Here is a 15,226-nt window from a genome sequence, read left to right on the forward strand (position 1 = left end):
CGCATAGAGCGCGGCGCCATGCAAAGAGACCGCGGGATCAGGCGTTGAACAACAGGAAGCCATAGGTGGCGAATAGCGCGAGATGCATGGCGCCCTGCATGACCGAGGTGCGCTGACCGTTGAAGGACAGCATGGAGAGCAGGAGCGTCAGCGCGGCAAGCACGATCTCCATGGGAGAAATGCCCATGATGACCTGCTTGCCCGTCAACAGTCCGATCACCAGGACGGCCGGCACGGTCAGGCCCACGGTCGAGACGAAAGCGCCCAGGCAGAGGTTGATGGCGCGCTGCATTTCATTGTTCAAGGCGGCTTTCACCGCCGTGATGGATTCCGGCGTGAAGACGATGATCGCGATCAGCACGCCGCCCACGGCGACCGGGGCGTTGGCGGCGGCCACGCCGTAATCGATGACGATGGCGAGGTGGTGGGCCAGCAAGACGATGGGGACGATCATGCCGAGCAGCAGCGCGCTGCTCAGCCAGAGCGAGGCGCCGCCTGCTTCAGCGGGGTTCGCGTCGGCGTCGGGTCGAGGCGCGCGAGCCGGCGCCACCGTCATGGCCCCGGGCGGAGGCTGGATGTAGAGCCTGCGTTCGCCGCGCATCTGGAGCAGCAGGAATACCGCGTACAGCACGCCGGTGAGGGTCGCGATGGTGGCCGCCTGGGGGCCGGTGAATTCTCCTGCGCCGGAGAGATAATTGGGCAGCACCAGCGCCGTGCCGGCCAGCAGAGCGATCATAGAAAGATAGGCGCGCGCGCCCTGGGCGTTGAATTCCTGTTCGCCATGCTTGAGGCCGCCCGCGACCAGGCACAGGCCCATCACCAGATTCGCGATGATCATCATGACGGCGAAGATCGAGTCGCGGCCGATGGTGGGGAATTCGCCCGGGCCGAGCAGCACCGAGGCGATGAGGATGACCTCGATCGAGACGATGGACAGCGTGAGGATCAGCGTTCCGTAGGGTTCGCCGAGCTTGTGCGCCAAGTGATCGGCTTCATGCACCACGCCGAACGAGGCCGCGATGATGGTGAAGAACAGCGCCCCGAAAGCGGCCAGCGCCGCCGTCGGCGCGAGCGGCTCGGCGAGCCAGTCGCCGCCATATAGAGAAAAGGCAATGACGACCAGCCAGGCCCAGCCCAGCTTCAGCCAGGTGGAGATTGGAACCCGCTGGGGGCGCAGGGATGGGGCAGGGGGCTGGGCGGAACCCCGGGACGCGTCTCGGGACGATGACGGCGTGGCCGTTGCGGGGGGCGACGAATGGCGCATGGACGATCCTTTCATGCAGCGGGGTCGTCCCCGTGGAATACACACCGGCAAGGTCGTCCAGGCCAGGGCGGGCGCACTGCCCGGGCGAAATTCTAGCCGATTAAGAAGAGCGGGGCAGGCGCGACGCATGCCGCTTCAGGCTTGATTTAGACCTCAAGCAATTCGCAAGGGGCACTTGACCTGGCTCGCGATTCCTCGGTTAATGTCGCTGCCTACGGCCTGGCAGCTTCAGCGTAGGAGTTTTTGTCCCTTTCTTCACGTCAAGATTATGGTCGCATCCACGCTCGTCGCCATGTTGTGCGCACATTTACTGTGCTTTTCGGCCATGTTCTTGCTGATCAGCCGTCGCTTGCCCGGCAACAGGATGGGAATGGATTTTTTTGCCGCGGGCAATCTCCTGCTGGCGTTGGCCTATATCCTGCAACTGGTTGAAGGGGGGCCGGCCTGGAGCGTGATGAGCGTCGTCAACCATATCCTCACGCTGGCTGCCCCGATCGCCTACTGGCTCGGCGCCATGCGCTTTTTTGGGCGTCAGGTTCGATTATGGCGTTCGCTGATCATATTTTCCGTGGTTTATGGCATTGCGCAGTGGGTAGTGCAATGGACCGCGGGGCCGACGGCGCGTTACGCCATGCTCGCGGCGACGGCGAGCGCGCTTTTCTTTGCAATGACGATTACCGTGATCTACGGCGTGCGCACTTTTGCAAAAGACCTGTACGGGGAAATGTTCTTTTTTGCGTTTCTGATTAGCGGAATCTGTATTCTGAACGCGCTGAAGTTCTGGAAAATCGTGGATGACGGCTTGGATGCGCTGCACATGGACAGCCGGTTCCAGATGATTTTCTACATCTACATGTCCACCCTCGCTACCATCGTGCCGCCTTCCATAGTCTGGCTCGTGCTGCGACGGCTGACGGACAGTCTGCGCAATATGGCGGCGCGCGATCCCATGACAGACCTGCTCAATCGCCGGGGGCTGCTGGATGCGCTGACCCGGTATTTCAATTCCCGGAACGCCATGTCGGCTCGGCTGCTGCTGTTGGACGTCGACCATTTCAAGCGTATCAATGACACCCACGGCCACCAGGCCGGCGATGAAGTCATATGCCAGGTTGCGGATGTGCTTCGCTCCACGGTTCGTCGTGGCGATTTGACGGGCCGTATCGGCGGAGAAGAGTTTGTGGCGGTTTTCCTGGAAGCCGACGGCGGCCGTGTCGTCGATCTGGCAGAGCGCCTGCGGGCCAGCGTTGAAAGCCATGCAATCAACGTGACGGGTTCCGACGATGTGCTGCGTTGCACGGTCACCATCGGGATTTCTCCGCCGTTCCATGGCGCGGATGGCCTGGAGGATGCGCTTCGACACGCCGACGAGGCGCTATATAGAGGGAAGGCGGCGGGACGCAATCGGATCGAATCCGCCGACACGACTGCCAGCATTTCGGCTGAGCCCCCTGAGCCAGCGATGGTGAATGTGTAGAAATGACCCCACTCCTTGACGCGTCTTCCCCGTTTGCCTAATCTTTTATACCGATCGGTATAAAAGGAGCTATCGACATGGAATTCCAAGGCAAGGTCGCCCTCGTCACCGGGGGCACGCGGGGGATAGGCGCAGCCATCGTCCGGCTGTTCGCGGAAAGAGGAGCCGACGTCGCGTTCACCTACGCCCGGTCGGATGAGGCGGCCCAGGACCTTGTCGGCGAGCTTGGCGCAAGCGGCGTCAAGGTCCTGGCCATCAAGGCGGACAGCCGGGATCTGGCCGCGGTGCGGGCGGCGGTGGCGCAGACCGCCCGGGAACTGGGCAGGGTGGACATTCTGGTCAATAGCGCCGGGGTATTCCCGGCGGGGCCGGTAGAGGACGCCACCCTCGACGAGATCAGCGACACCTTGGCGATCCACGCGGGGGCGGTGTTCGCGGCCTCGCAAGCGGCGCTGGCGCACATGGGTTCCGGCGGGCGCATCATCTCGATCGGCTCCTGCTTTGCCCAGCGGGTGCCTTACGGGGGCGTGACGCTTTATGCGATGAGCAAATCCGCGCTGATCGGGTTCACCAAGGGGCTGGCGCGCGAGGTGGGCGAGCGCGGCATCACGGTCAATATCGTCGATCCCGGATCGACCGACACGGATATGAATCCCGCGAATGGCCCGATGGTGGCGGCCGAGCTGGAACTCATGGCGATCAAGCGCTATGCGCAGCCCAGGGAGATCGCGGCCGCGGTGGGATATCTGGCGTCGCCCGGGAGCCAGTTCATCACCGGGGCGTCGCTCGCCATCGATGGCGGTTTTACGGCTTAGGGATGCGTCGTGGATAGGGAGGCCGCCGGCCGCGCCGGAGGTATAGGCAGCAGAGGCAACAGAGGCGACCCGAGGCAATCGGAGACCAGCGAGGATGCGGATGGCGTGGGGATTATTGGTGCTGGCCGGCGCGCTTGAGATCGTCTGGGCATTGGCGCTCAAGCAGGCGGACGGGCTGACGAGGTTCTGGCCCAGCGTGATCGGTGTTAGTGTTGCGATGCTGAGCCTGGTCCTGCTCGGCCTGGCCTTGAAGCATCTGCCGGTGGGCACGGCTTATGCGATTTGGGTGGGGATCGGCGCCTTCGGCGTGGCGGTTTTCGGGGCCTTGGCGTACGGCGAGCAGATGTCGCCGGCCAAGCTGTTGTTCTTGGCGCTGATAGGAGTGGGAGTGGCGGGTCTGCGGATGGTTGAATCATGAGCGCCGGCGGCAAATCGAAGTCGGCTCTCGCGCCGAAGATCGGGCGCCCGAGAGCGTTCGATAGGGACACGGCGTTGCTTGCCGCCATGCGAACCTTCTGGACGCAAGGCTATGAGGGCACGTCGGTCCAGGATCTTGCGACGGCCATGGGCGTCAATAAGCCCAGCCTCTACGCGACCTTCGGTTGCAAGGAGGAGATTTTTCGGGAGGCGGTCGAACTCTACGACCGCGTCGAGGGGAAGGCGACGTCGCAGAGCCTCAAGAAAGCCGGCACGGCCCGGGAGGCCGTCGAATCCATGCTGCGATCGAACGCGCGGGCCTATGTGGTCGAGGAGGGGCCGCGCGGCTGCATGATCGTGTTGTCGTCGTTGCTGGGCGCGCCCGAGAACGACAGCGTGCGCGCGTTTCTGGCCGACAACCGATTGCAGGGAGAAGCGACGCTGAGAGCGCGCTTGGCCCAAGGCATGGCGGAAGGCGATCTTGCCGCGTCGGCGGATCTCGATCAGCTTGCCGCTTTCTATACCACCGTTCTCGAAGGGCTCTCCATCCAGGCCCGCGACGGCGCGTCCATCGAGAAGCTCAATATCATCATCGACGCCGCCATGCTCGCCTGGCCCGCGGGTTAGCGGCAAGCCAGGCCCTAGGGCTGGACGACCATCCAGGCGACGATCCGGCGCACGATGGGCAGCAGGAGCAGCAGGCTGGGAAAGGCGACGATCCAGGAGGCGCCCCAGGCGCTGGGCCAGTTGAGGACGAATTCAGGGCCCAGGCCGACGCTCGTGGCGGTCGCCACCGCCGACACGATGGCCGACATGAAGACGGACAACACCAAGGGCATCAGGTAGCGGGCAGAGCCCTGAGGCAGTTTTCTAAGGACCGATCTGGATGGATGCGCGGGCATTTCAATGCTCCCCGTGGCGGTGGATGGGGCTTTTTTCGGCGATCAGGTCTTTGACGTAGTCGCGCAGCGAGCGCGGTTCCCGGCCCAGCGCGGCGCGCAGCGTCAGGCTGTTTCCGCCCAAGCCGTATGCGCGGTAGTGGTCGAGCACCTTCGACAACAGGGCCAATTGCGGGCCGCTGTAGGGAAGGCGCGCATTGGCCGCCCACTCGCTGACGTCGGGCTCCAGCGCCGCGACCGGATATCCCAGCGCTTCCGACAAGGCGGCCGCGATGTCCAGGCGGCTGTACATGCCGGCGCACAGTTCCAGGGTCGCGTAGGCCAGCCTGTCTTCAGCGAGGGCGATTGCGGCGACTTCCGCCACGTCCCGGTAGTCCACGCGAGCGATGCTTGCCTGCTTCGGGAAGGGCTCCGCGAAGCAGGCGCGGTCCCGGATCGACGGCCAGGCCAAGCCTATGTTCTGCATGAAGTTGGCGGGGTGCAGGATGGTGTATTCCAGCCGCGACGAGTAAAGGGCGTCCTCTACCGGGATCTTGCTGGCGTGGTTGGCCAGGCGCGTGTTCGTCGGCTGGATCACCGACGAGAAGACGAACTTCCGGACACCGTTGCGCTTGGCCGCGTCGACCAGGGCGACGCCCATCGCCGCTTCGTCGGCGGTGAACGCGGGGCCGATATGGAAGATGCCGTCCACGCCCCGCGTTGCCTGGGCAAGGCTGTCGGGATCGCGCAGGTCTCCGATGGCGATTTCGGTTGCGCCGAGCGCGCGGGCGGCGGCGGCGCGAGCGTCGTCGCGCGCGAGCGCCCGGACCGCGACTTTGCGTCGCAGCAATTCAGGAACGACCAGGCTGGCGAATTTGCCGGTCGCCCCGACGACCAAAACCATGCGTTGAGTGCTGCCCACGGGTTTCTCCTCTATGCGGATGAACGAATGAGGGCAGTGTAATTTCTCACTATTGGTGAAACAATGCGTGTGAAAATCCAATCTAAATCACGAAATTCGAGAGAATAATGAGCCGCCTCGAAGACCTGGAAGCCTTTATTCATATTGCCGAAACGGGAAGCCTGACGAAGGCTGCGCGCCTGCTCGATCGCTCGCTGCAGGCCGTCAGCCGTTCGCTTGCGTCGCTGGAAGAGGACGTCGGCGTTCAACTGGTCCACCGCAGCACGCGACATTGCGCGCTCAGCGAAGCTGGCGAGACCTTTTTTCGGCGGGTGAAGCCGGCGATCACGGAGATAGGCGAGGCGCGGCTTGAGGTCGCCGATCGCCGCAACGCGCCGTCAGGCATATTGCGCGTGGGAGCCCCGATACTGTTCGGCCCCGACTTCCTGGTTCCTATCATCGCGGACTACATGCGCGCCTATCCGCAGGTCGAGGTCGATCTGCAACTGACGGATTCGTTTACGGACCTGTCCGGCGAAGGGCTCGACCTGGTGGTGCGTATCGCCGACTTGCCGGATTCGGGCTTGCAGGGAAGGCGGCTGGGCGCGCTGCGGCGGGTCGTATTCGGCGCGCCTTCCTATTTCAGGCAGCATGGCCGCCCCGCGCATCCGACGGAATTGCGCCAGCATGCGTGCATCGTCCGGACCGTGGATCATCGCTCGGGTCCATGGGTTTTCCAGATTGGCGGGAAGCGGCGCACGATAGGCGTTCGCGGCCCGTTCCGAACCAATACGATGGCGGCGATCTACAGCGCCGTCAGCGCCGGGCTGGGTATCGGCTACTCGCCGATGTGGCAGATCCGGCATCTGCTGGAGACGGGGCAGGTGGAGACCATTCTTGAGGATTTCGAACCCAAGCCCGTGCCCATCCATGCGCTGTGGCAGGAGAACAGGCTGCCGCCTGCCAAGGTGCGCGCTTTCGTCGACTGCCTGGCGGCGGGGTTGAAGCTCGATCAGCTCTAGCCGTGACGCGGGCCGGCCGCGTTCGCTTCCGAGCCTGGCCTACGCCCGGAACGACGCGAACCCATCCCAGCATTCCCGCGTGAAGTCGTACAGCGCGTCCTGCGCCGTCAAGGGAGTGCGCCCCGCCAGCCGGGCCAGCGCGTAGTGGCCCTGGCGCTGCGGGTCGGGCGCGATCGGCACTTCGATCAGGTGCCCGGCCTCCTGCTGCCGGCGGGTGACGCAGATCACGCCCAGCAGCAGGGCGTCCGAGCGCAGCGTCAGTTCGACCAGCGCATCCAGGTTCTCGCAGCGGTGGGTGACCATCTGTTCGGGCGCGCCGCCCGGCCCCAGCGTTTCCGCCAGGCGCAGCGAGACTTCGGGGCTGAGCGTGCTGGAGGCCACGGGGTAGCGGCGGATCTGTTCGATGCCGGGGCGCTTGTGGGCCAGGATGGGATGGCCCTTGCGGCAGACCAGGCCGGCCCGCAATGGGGGCAGGGGGCGGGTTTCCAGGTCGGCCGCGTCGTACAGCATGCGGGCGTCGCAGACCATGGCATCCACGCGTTCGGTGCGCAGCATGTCCAGCAGGGCCGCGGTGGCGCCCAGTTCCACGCCGACGCGCACTTGCGGGTGGCGTTCGGCCATGTGGGCCAGGAAGGGCGAGAGCAGCAGGGAGGCGGGCGTGGGGCTCAGGCCGATGCAGAGCGTGCCCGATTCGCCGCTGTGCAGGGTCTTGAGCTCGCGTTGCAGTTCCGCTTCCTCGAAGCGCATGCGGCGCGCGCGTTCCGCCACGCAGGCGCCGTAGGGCGTCAGGCGCACGCGCCGCGTGCCGCGGTCCAGCAGGGGCAGGCCAAGTTCGGCTTCCAGCGCCTGGATGCTGCGGCTGAGCGCGGGCTGCGAGAGGTTGACCGCGTCCGCCGCGCGCGAATACGTGCCATGTTCCACCACGGCGAGCAGGTGCTTGAGTTTCTGGAAATCCATGTTTCCGATGCATAAATACTATGAAATAAATGCATTGGAATTATAAATGGGCTGTTCGTATCATGGTCCGCAGACGGGGCCCGCAAGAGGCGCCGCAACCCGTGCCCGGGACTCGCACCGCGGCGCGGCACGTCAAATACGGAGACAGATTCGAATGAAGCAGCACTTGTTGTCGGCCGCCATCCTGGCGGCCTGCGCGGCCATGGGCGCTCAAGCCCAAGCCCAGGAAATCCAGCAGAAATCCCAGCAGCAGGCCGAGGCCGCGGCGCGCCCGGCAGGCGCCGTCGGCGGCCAGGTCACGATACGGCGCGACGGCTATGGCATGCCGCATGTGTATGCCAACACGGTCTACGGCATCTTCTATGGCTACGGCTACGCCGTGGCGCAGGACCGCCTGTTCCAGATGGAGATGGCGCGGCGCAGCACCCAGGGCCGCGTGGCCGAGGTGCTGGGCCAGTCCATGGTGGCGTTCGACAAGTCCATCCGCGGGAATTTCTCGCCCGAGCGCATCCAGCGCCAGCTGGCCGCGCAGCCGGCGTCCGACCGCCAGATACTGGACGGCTACGCGGCGGGCATGAACGCCTGGATCGCCCGGGTGCGCGCCGAGCCCGGCAGCCTGATGCCCAAGGAATTCAACGACCTGGGGTTCAAGCCGGGCGACTGGACGGCCTACGACGTGGCGATGGTGTTCGTGGGCACCATGGCCAACCGCTTTTCGGATGCCAACAGCGAGATCGACAACCTGGCGCTGCTGACCGCGTTGAAGGATCGCCACGGCGAGGAGCGCGCCATGCAGATCTTCAACCAGTTGCGCTGGATGACCGACAGCCGCGCGCCCGTGACGGTGCCGGAGGAAGAGGGGCGCTACCAGCCCGAGGGCGGGCGGCCGCCGGCCCGGCTGTCCTACGCCTTGCCGCGCTACGACGGCACGCCGCCCATGCTGGAGCGCGTGGCGCGCGATGCGCGCACCCGCGGCGTGGTGGACGAATCTCCGGCCGATGCGCGCAAGCTGCTGCTGGCGCAGTTCGCGGAATCGGGCCAGCCCGGCATCGCCGGGTTCCCCACCACCAGCAACATGTGGATCGTGGGCCGCGAGCACGCCAAGGACGCGCGCTCCATCCTGCTGAACGGGCCGCAGTTCGGCTGGTGGAATCCGGCCTACACCTATGGCATCGGCCTGCATGGCGCGGGCTTCGACGTGGTCGGCAACACGCCGTTCGCCTATCCCAGCATCCTGTTCGGCCACAACGCGCACGTAACCTGGGGCTCCACCGCGGGCTTCGGCGACGACGTGGACATCTATGCCGAAAAGCTGGATCCCGCCGACCGCACCCGCTACTTCCACGACGGGGCCTGGAAAACGATGGAGAAGCGCACGGAGCTCATCGAGGTCAAGGATGCCGAGCCCGTGATGATGGACGTGTACCGCACGGTGCACGGCATCGTCACCAAGTTCGACGAGAAGCAGGGCGTGGCCTACGCCAAGGCGCGCGCGTGGGAAGGCTACGAACTGCAATCGCTGATGGCCTGGACGCACAAGGCGCAGTCGCGCGACTGGAATGAATGGAAGCGGCAGGCGGCGCGCCACGCGCTGACCATCAACTGGTACTACGCGGACGACCGGGGCAACATCGGCTATGCGCACACGGGCTTCTATCCCAAGCGCCGCCCGGGCCACGATCCGCGCCTGCCGGTGCCGGGCACCGGCGAGATGGACTGGGACGGCATGCTGCCGTTCTCGACCAATCCGCAGGTCTACAACCCGCGCCAGGGCTTCATCGCCAACTGGAACAACCAGCCCATGCGCGGCTATCCGTCCACCGACCTGTTCGCCATCGTGTGGGGACAGGCCGACCGCTACGCCGAGATCGAGACGCGCCTGAAGGCCATGACGGCCGATGGCGGCAAGGTCAGCGCGCAGCAGATGTGGGACCTGATCCGAACCACCAGCTACGCCGACGTGAACCGCCGCCATTTCCTGCCCTTCCTGCAGCAGGCGGTGCAAGGTTTGCCGGCCGACGATGCCCGCGCGCGGATGGTGGCGGGGCTGGCGTCCTGGGACGGCATGGGCACCAGCGAGAAGCAGCCCGGCTTTTACGACAACGCCGGCCCGGCCGTGATGGACGCCTGGCTGCGCGCCATGCTCAAGCGCACGCTGGCCGACGAGATGCCGGCCGATTTTTTCAAGTGGTACAGCGCCACCGGCTACCCCACGCCGGCCGCGCCTGCTACGGGCTCGGTCAACCTGACGGTGGGCACCAAGGTGCTGTACAACGCGCTGGCCGGGCGGAACGCCGGCGTGCCGCAGCAATACGACTTCTTCAACGGCCAGCCGCCCCAGGCCGTGACGCTGGCGGCGCTGGACGACGCGCTGGCCGCCTTGCGCGAGGCCTACGGCCAGGATCCCGCCGGCTGGCGCGTGCCCGCGCCGCCGATGGTGTTCGCGCCCAAGAACTTCCTGGGCGTGCCGCAGGCCGACGCCAAGGCGGTGCTGAGCGCGCCGGCCACGCAGAACCGCGGAACCGAGAACAACATGACGGTGTTCGACGCCCGCGGCGTGCGCGCGGTGGACGTGGTGGCGCCGGGGCAGAGCGGTTTCGTGGCCCCGGACGGCACGGCGTCGCCCCACGCCCGAGACCAGTTCGACCTGTATGCCTCCTTCGGCAGCAAGCGGGTCTGGTTCACGGAGGCGGAAGTGCGGGCCAACGCTAAGTCGGTAGAGACGCTGCGCTACTGATCGCGTAGCCGCCCTGGTGGCTGGCCAGGCGCGCATAGACCCCTTGCCGCTTCAGCAACTGGTCGTGCGTGCCGGCCTCGGCCAGCGTGCCGCGGTCCAGCACCAGGATCAGATCGGCATCGCGTATCGTCGACAGGCGGTGCGCGATGACCAGCGTGGTGCGGTGGCGCATCAGCACGTCCAGCGCGCCGCGCACCTGCATCTCGGACAGGGTGTCCAGGTGCGAGGTGGCCTCGTCCAGGATCAGCACCGGCGCATTCTTCAGGAAGGCGCGCGCGATGGAGATGCGCTGGCGCTGGCCGCCGGAGAGCTGCATGCCGCGCTCGCCCACGCGGGTGGCCATGCCTTCGGGCAGGGCGCGCACGAAGTCCACCAGGGCGGCCTGCTCCAGGGCGCGCGCCAGTTCCTCGGGGCTGGCCTCGGGCCGGGCCAGGCGGATATTGCCTTCCAGCGTGTCGTTGAACAGATAGGTGTCCTGCGTGACGAGGGCCACGCGCTCGCGCAGGCCGTCGAGCTGCAGCTGGCGCACGTCCACGCCATCCAGTTTCACCGCGCCCGAGCGCGGATCCCAGAAGCGCAGCAGCAGGCTGGCCACGGTGCTCTTGCCCGCGCCCGACGCGCCCACCACGGCGACCGTGGCGCCGGCCGGCACCTTGAAGCTCAGGTCGCGCAAGGTGTCCTCGCGCTTGCCCGGATAGGCGAAGCTGACGTGCTCGAACGCCAGAGAAAGGCCATTCGCGGCGACGGGCGCGGCCAGCGGGCCGTCGGTGACGGGCTCGGGCTCGTTGGCCACCACGTGCAGGCGGCGGGTGGCGGCGATGGTGTCCGCCAGCTGCCGGCTGACCTGGGAGATTTCCGATACCGGCAGGAAGGTGGCCAGCGCGATCAGCACCAGCAGCGGCAACATGCTGGCCGACAGCGCGCCGGCCGAGACCTGCAGCGCGCCCACCACCGCCACGGCCAGGCCGCCCAGGCCCATCGCCACTTCGAACCAGGCCGTCTGGCTGGACAGGTCGCGCAGGATGGCAAGGCGGCGGACGCGGTAGCGGTCGGCCACTTCCAGGAACTGGTCGCGGCGCCGGCCCGTCGCCTGGAAGGCGGTCAGGTCGGCCAGGCCCTGGATGGTGTCGGTGGCGTGCGCGCTCATTTCTCCGAGGGCCTGCCGGGCCTTGTCGCCCAGCGCGTCGACCTTGCGGCGCCCGCGCACCGGAGACACCAGCGCATAGGCCAGGAAGGGCAGCAGCGCCAGCGCCACGGGCCAGCTGTACACGCCCAGGAAGCCCAGCACCGATAGCGGCACCAGCACCGACACGATGGCCGGCGCGATGGTGTGCGCGTAGAAATACTCCACCATCTCCACGTCCTGCGTGGCCAGCGCCACCAGGTCCCCGGAGCGGCGCTGCAACAGGTAGGCCGGCGCCAGCCGCTCCAGCTTGTCGTAGAGCTTGACCCGCATGTCGGCCAGCAGCTGGTAGGCCATCGCATGGGCCAGCCAGGATTCCAGCCAGTGGAACAGCGCGGCCAGGGGCGCGGTGATCAGCAGGCCGACGACCAGCGCGGACACGTCGCGTCCGTCGCGGATGGCGGCCACGATCAGCGCGCTGAAGACGCCCACGCCGATGAAGGCGGCGACGCGCGCCACGCCCAGCAGGATGGTGGCCGCCAAGGTGCCGCGCCACGGGCGCACCACCGACAGCAGCGTGCCCAGGGTGCCGCGCCAGCCGACCTGGGCCGCGTCGTCGTCCAGCGCCCGCAGCGCCGCCGGACCCTGCGCGCCGGAGCCGCCCTCGGGCGCGGCATCGTTCGGTTCGGGGGCGGCCGACGCGGCCGCCGGGGCCTGGCCCGCGGCCGGGTTCCGGTGCGCTTCCGCCTGTTCGCGCATCAGGCGGTAATACAGGCCGCCCTGCTCCATCAGCGCGGCATGCGCGCCGGCTTCCACGACCCGGCCCTGGTCCAGGACCAGGCAGCGGTCGGCGCCGATCACGCTGGCCAGGCGGTGGGCCAGGATCAGCGTGCTGCGGCCAGCCATCAGCCGGTCGAGCGCCTGCTGGATGAGCGCTTCGTTTTCGGTGTCCACCGAGGACAGCGCTTCGTCCAGGATCAGGATGGGGGCGTCGCGCAGCAGGGCGCGCGCGATGGCCACGCGCTGGCGCTGGCCGCCGGACAGTTGCAGGCCGCGCTCGCCGATGCGGGTGGCGTAGCCGTCGGGCAGCGCCATGATGAAGTCGTCGATGTTGGCCGCGCGGGCCGCGGCCCGCACCTGCTCGGCCGTGGCGTCCGGGCGGCCCAGGCGCAGGTTGTCGTCGATGGTGCCATGGAACAGCGTGATGTCCTGGCTGACGAGCGCGATGTGCGACAGCAGGGCCTGCGTATCCAGTTCGTTCACGTCGCGGCCGCCGACGCGGATGCTGCCGGCCTGCGGCACGCATTCGCGCAGCAGCAGGCGCACGATGGTGGACTTGCCCGCGCCGCTGGGGCCCACCACGCCGACCCGTTCGCCCGCCGCGATGCGGAAGGTCAGGCCCTGGTGGGCGGGGCGTTCGGGCGTGTAGGAGAACGCCACGCCGTCGAATTCGATGGTGGGGGCCAGCCGCGCCGGGGCGTCGCCCGCGGCCCGCGGCGCGGGCGTGAGCGGTTGCGCGTCCATCAGGGCATGGATGCTGACGGCCGCCGATTGGCCCAGCATGCCCCGGTGCAGCACCGAGCGCAGGTCGCGCAGCGGGCGGAAGATTTCGGTGCCGGCCATCAGCACGATCAGCAGCGCCTCCACGCTCATGTCGCCGGCGGCCACGCGCCAGGCGCCGAGCGTCAGGGCCAGCGCCGCGCCCAGGGCCACGCCCAGGTCGCTGATGCCGCGCGTCAGCAGGCTGACCGACAGCACCCAGAAGGTGTTGTCCGACAGGCTGCGGGCGCGGGCGGCCAACCGTTGGCCCCAGGCCTTGCCCTGGCCGTAGGACTTCAGCGTGGGCAGGCCCTGCACCGCGTCGAGGAAGTCTTCGCCGAAGTCGTTCAGCGAACGCGTGCGCGCCAGGCTGGCGCGCCGGTCCAGCATGTGCACGGCCATGGGGCCGAACAACGCGAACAGCGCGGCCGCCAGGAAGACCAGCGCGGTCGGCACGTCCCAGAACGCGATCACGGCGAAGATGGCGAAGGGCGCCGCCGCCGCGATGGCGACCTGGGGCAGGTATTGGCCGAAGAAAGTCTGCAATTGCTCGACGCCGTCCACCACCGTCAGCATCACGCCGCCCGTGCGCTGGTTGGCGAACCAGGCCGGCCCCAGGCTGACGATGCGGTCATAGAGCCGGCCGCGCAGCGCCTGCTGCACCTCGGCCGAGCAGCGGTTGGCCTGCACGGTGCGCCAGTGGTCGAAGCCCGCCCGCAGCAGCACCATGGCCGCCGCGCACAGCGCGGGCGTCAGCCAGTCCTGCCACGGCGCGCCCTCGAAGACCCGGGCCAGCAACTGCCCCAGGAACACATAGCGCGCGATGCCGGCCGCCAGCGCCAGCAGCCCCAGGAAAATACCGCCCGCCATGCCGGCGCGCAGGCCCTCGGTCAGCCGCCAAAGCCGTGAATCGAAATACATTGCAATCTCCTTCCAGAGCTTGCATGGTCCCCGATCCGGAGCGCGGGCGAAAGCGATAGTTTTTCAATCGGGGGTTGAGATAAACTCAACCCATGGCCGACCTTCCCAACCACACTCCGCCGCTCGCCGCGCTGCGCGCCTTCGAGGCCGTGGCCCGCCTGGGCAGCCTGAGCCGCGACGCCGCCGAACTCAACGTTACCAAGAGCGCCGTCAGCCACCAGTTGCGGGCGCTGGAGGCCGACCTGGGCGCCACGCTGCTGCGCCGCGGAGGCACGGCGCGCCGCGCGGAGCCCACCGGCGCGGGCGCCGATCTGCTGGCGTCGGTGCAACAGGCCTTGACCCTGCTGGAAACCGCCTGCCGCAATGTGCGGGCAACGGCCCGCGGCAAGCGGCGCTATACCCTGAACGTCTCCGCCAACCCCTCGCTGGCCGCCCTGTGGCTGGCGCCGCGCATCGGCCGGTTCATCGAACTGCATCCCGACATCGACATCCAGGTCTACCTGCATGCCAGCCAGGATCCGGCCTGGAAGAGCCAGGACATCGACCTGGCCTTTCTGCACGTGCGCGCCATGGGGCCGCACAACGCGGAGCCGGGCGACATCCCGCTCATGACCGAGACGGTGGTGCCGGTGTGCAGCCCGGCGCTGGTCGCGCCGTCCGAGCGCGCCGACCCGCGGGTGTTCACGCGCCACCGTTGGCTGGAGGAGAAGCACATCGACAGCCCCGAGACCGACTGGCGCAACTGGAGCCCGCGCCTCGGGCTGGCGGAGGCGGACTGGCAGGAGCCGATGGTGTTGAGCGGCATGAGCACGGTGGCGGCCGCCGCCGCGGCCGGCGTGGGCATCGCGCTGGGCCGGGCGCCGCTGATCGACGAGGAACTGGCCAGCGGCCGGCTGGTGCCCCTGGTGCCGCAGTTGCGAATGGCGGGGTCCTGGGGGTATGTGATGAGGATCCAGCCGAATCGGCCGATGGATGCATCGCTGCCGGCGTTGGTGGAGTTTTTGCTGGAGGAAGGCAAAAGCAGGGGGGCTTGGCAGGCCGGCGCAACGAGCTGATCTCACCCAGCCCGCGGCCTTGCGGTTTGCTACCGGGGGCGTATTCCCCAAGCAGGGGGCGTAGATACATCAGCCGATTGAGTCTTGTCCCGGCGGCCTTTAGATTTCTGAATTACGATT

12 protein-coding genes are annotated in these 15,226 nt (G+C 67.5%); 7 read left to right on the top strand and 5 right to left on the bottom strand.

Annotated features, from left to right (window positions below; translation table 11 throughout):
• Positions 1-37: 37 nt before the first annotated feature.
• Complete coding sequence (locus ADE01S_RS05305) at positions 38-1,264, bottom strand: calcium:cation antiporter (protein WP_082775706.1); 1,227 nt, start codon at positions 1,262-1,264, stop codon at positions 38-40.
• 268 nt (positions 1,265-1,532) lie between these two features.
• Here ADE01S_RS05305 and ADE01S_RS05310 point away from each other — a divergent pair, with 268 nt between their 5' ends.
• From ADE01S_RS05310 to ADE01S_RS05325, 4 genes are all read left to right on the top strand, one after another.
• Complete coding sequence (locus ADE01S_RS05310; RefSeq protein WP_172853126.1) at positions 1,533-2,741, top strand: GGDEF domain-containing protein; 1,209 nt, start codon at positions 1,533-1,535, stop codon at positions 2,739-2,741.
• A gap of 77 nt (positions 2,742-2,818) precedes the next feature.
• On the top strand, positions 2,819-3,556 hold the full coding sequence (locus tag ADE01S_RS05315) for an SDR family oxidoreductase (RefSeq protein ID WP_062680426.1): 738 nt from the start codon (positions 2,819-2,821) through the stop codon (positions 3,554-3,556).
• 100 nt (positions 3,557-3,656) lie between these two features.
• Positions 3,657-3,974 carry a DMT family transporter gene (locus ADE01S_RS05320; protein WP_062680516.1) on the top strand — a complete coding sequence of 106 codons (318 nt, stop codon included), beginning with the start codon at positions 3,657-3,659 and terminating at the stop codon, positions 3,972-3,974.
• Positions 3,971-4,600: a TetR/AcrR family transcriptional regulator gene (locus tag ADE01S_RS05325; protein WP_062680427.1), complete on the top strand. Its 630-nt coding sequence runs from the start codon at positions 3,971-3,973 to the stop codon at positions 4,598-4,600. Before ADE01S_RS05320 ends, ADE01S_RS05325 begins: the two co-directional genes overlap by 4 nt.
• A 14-nt stretch (positions 4,601-4,614) precedes the next feature.
• Here ADE01S_RS05325 and ADE01S_RS05330 read toward each other — a convergent pair whose 3' ends face one another.
• Positions 4,615-4,812, bottom strand: a complete 198-nt coding sequence (locus ADE01S_RS05330; protein WP_306303200.1) for a DUF2798 domain-containing protein — start codon at positions 4,810-4,812, stop codon at positions 4,615-4,617.
• 64 nt (positions 4,813-4,876) lie between these two features.
• Positions 4,877-5,755 (bottom strand): NmrA family NAD(P)-binding protein, encoded by an 879-nt coding sequence (locus ADE01S_RS05335; RefSeq protein WP_062680429.1) that lies wholly within the window; start codon positions 5,753-5,755, stop codon positions 4,877-4,879.
• Between the two features lie 125 nt (positions 5,756-5,880).
• Between ADE01S_RS05335 and ADE01S_RS05340 the strand changes: the two genes are divergently transcribed.
• Complete coding sequence (locus ADE01S_RS05340; RefSeq protein ID WP_062680430.1) at positions 5,881-6,774, top strand: LysR family transcriptional regulator; 894 nt, start codon at positions 5,881-5,883, stop codon at positions 6,772-6,774.
• A gap of 39 nt (positions 6,775-6,813) precedes the next feature.
• Here ADE01S_RS05340 and ADE01S_RS05345 read toward each other — a convergent pair whose 3' ends face one another.
• A complete protein-coding gene (locus ADE01S_RS05345) occupies positions 6,814-7,731 on the bottom strand; it encodes a LysR family transcriptional regulator (RefSeq protein WP_062680431.1) in 918 nt (305 codons plus the stop codon).
• Between the two features lie 154 nt (positions 7,732-7,885).
• Here ADE01S_RS05345 and ADE01S_RS05350 point away from each other — a divergent pair, with 154 nt between their 5' ends.
• Entirely contained in the window at positions 7,886-10,468 is a 2,583-nt protein-coding gene (locus ADE01S_RS05350; RefSeq protein WP_062680432.1) for a penicillin G acylase, read from the top strand.
• On the opposite strand, the gene cydC is transcribed toward ADE01S_RS05350, so the two are convergent.
• A complete protein-coding gene (cydC, locus tag ADE01S_RS05355; protein WP_062680433.1) occupies positions 10,440-14,051 on the bottom strand; it encodes a thiol reductant ABC exporter subunit CydC in 3,612 nt (1,203 codons plus the stop codon). The two genes, ADE01S_RS05350 and cydC, sit on opposite strands and share 29 nt — an antisense overlap.
• Before the next feature lie 92 nt (positions 14,052-14,143).
• Between cydC and ADE01S_RS05360 the strand changes: the two genes are divergently transcribed.
• On the top strand, positions 14,144-15,106 hold the full coding sequence (locus tag ADE01S_RS05360; protein WP_062680434.1) for a LysR substrate-binding domain-containing protein: 963 nt from the start codon (positions 14,144-14,146) through the stop codon (positions 15,104-15,106).
• Positions 15,107-15,226 lie beyond the last annotated feature (120 nt).

Source organism: Achromobacter denitrificans NBRC 15125 (genome assembly GCF_001571365.1).
In the GTDB taxonomy this organism is placed as follows: Bacteria; Pseudomonadota; Gammaproteobacteria; order Burkholderiales; family Burkholderiaceae_B; genus Achromobacter; species Achromobacter denitrificans.

Bases quoted from the DNA above. Each gene is read 5' to 3' on its own strand.
- ADE01S_RS05305 (WP_082775706.1), bottom strand. From the start codon at position 1,264: ATGCGCCATTCGTCGCCCCCCGCAACGGCCACGCCGTCATCGTCCCGA.
- ADE01S_RS05310 (WP_172853126.1), top strand. From the start codon at position 1,533: ATGGTCGCATCCACGCTCGTCGCCATGTTGTGCGCACATTTACTGTGC.
- ADE01S_RS05315 (WP_062680426.1), top strand. From the start codon at position 2,819: ATGGAATTCCAAGGCAAGGTCGCCCTCGTCACCGGGGGCACGCGGGGG.
- ADE01S_RS05320 (WP_062680516.1), top strand. From the start codon at position 3,657: ATGGCGTGGGGATTATTGGTGCTGGCCGGCGCGCTTGAGATCGTCTGG.
- ADE01S_RS05325 (WP_062680427.1), top strand. From the start codon at position 3,971: ATGAGCGCCGGCGGCAAATCGAAGTCGGCTCTCGCGCCGAAGATCGGG.
- ADE01S_RS05330 (WP_306303200.1), bottom strand. From the start codon at position 4,812: ATGCCCTTGGTGTTGTCCGTCTTCATGTCGGCCATCGTGTCGGCGGTG.
- ADE01S_RS05335 (WP_062680429.1), bottom strand. From the start codon at position 5,755: ATGGTTTTGGTCGTCGGGGCGACCGGCAAATTCGCCAGCCTGGTCGTT.
- ADE01S_RS05340 (WP_062680430.1), top strand. From the start codon at position 5,881: ATGAGCCGCCTCGAAGACCTGGAAGCCTTTATTCATATTGCCGAAACG.
- ADE01S_RS05345 (WP_062680431.1), bottom strand. From the start codon at position 7,731: ATGGATTTCCAGAAACTCAAGCACCTGCTCGCCGTGGTGGAACATGGC.
- ADE01S_RS05350 (WP_062680432.1), top strand. From the start codon at position 7,886: ATGAAGCAGCACTTGTTGTCGGCCGCCATCCTGGCGGCCTGCGCGGCC.
- cydC (WP_062680433.1), bottom strand. From the start codon at position 14,051: ATGTATTTCGATTCACGGCTTTGGCGGCTGACCGAGGGCCTGCGCGCC.
- ADE01S_RS05360 (WP_062680434.1), top strand. From the start codon at position 14,144: ATGGCCGACCTTCCCAACCACACTCCGCCGCTCGCCGCGCTGCGCGCC.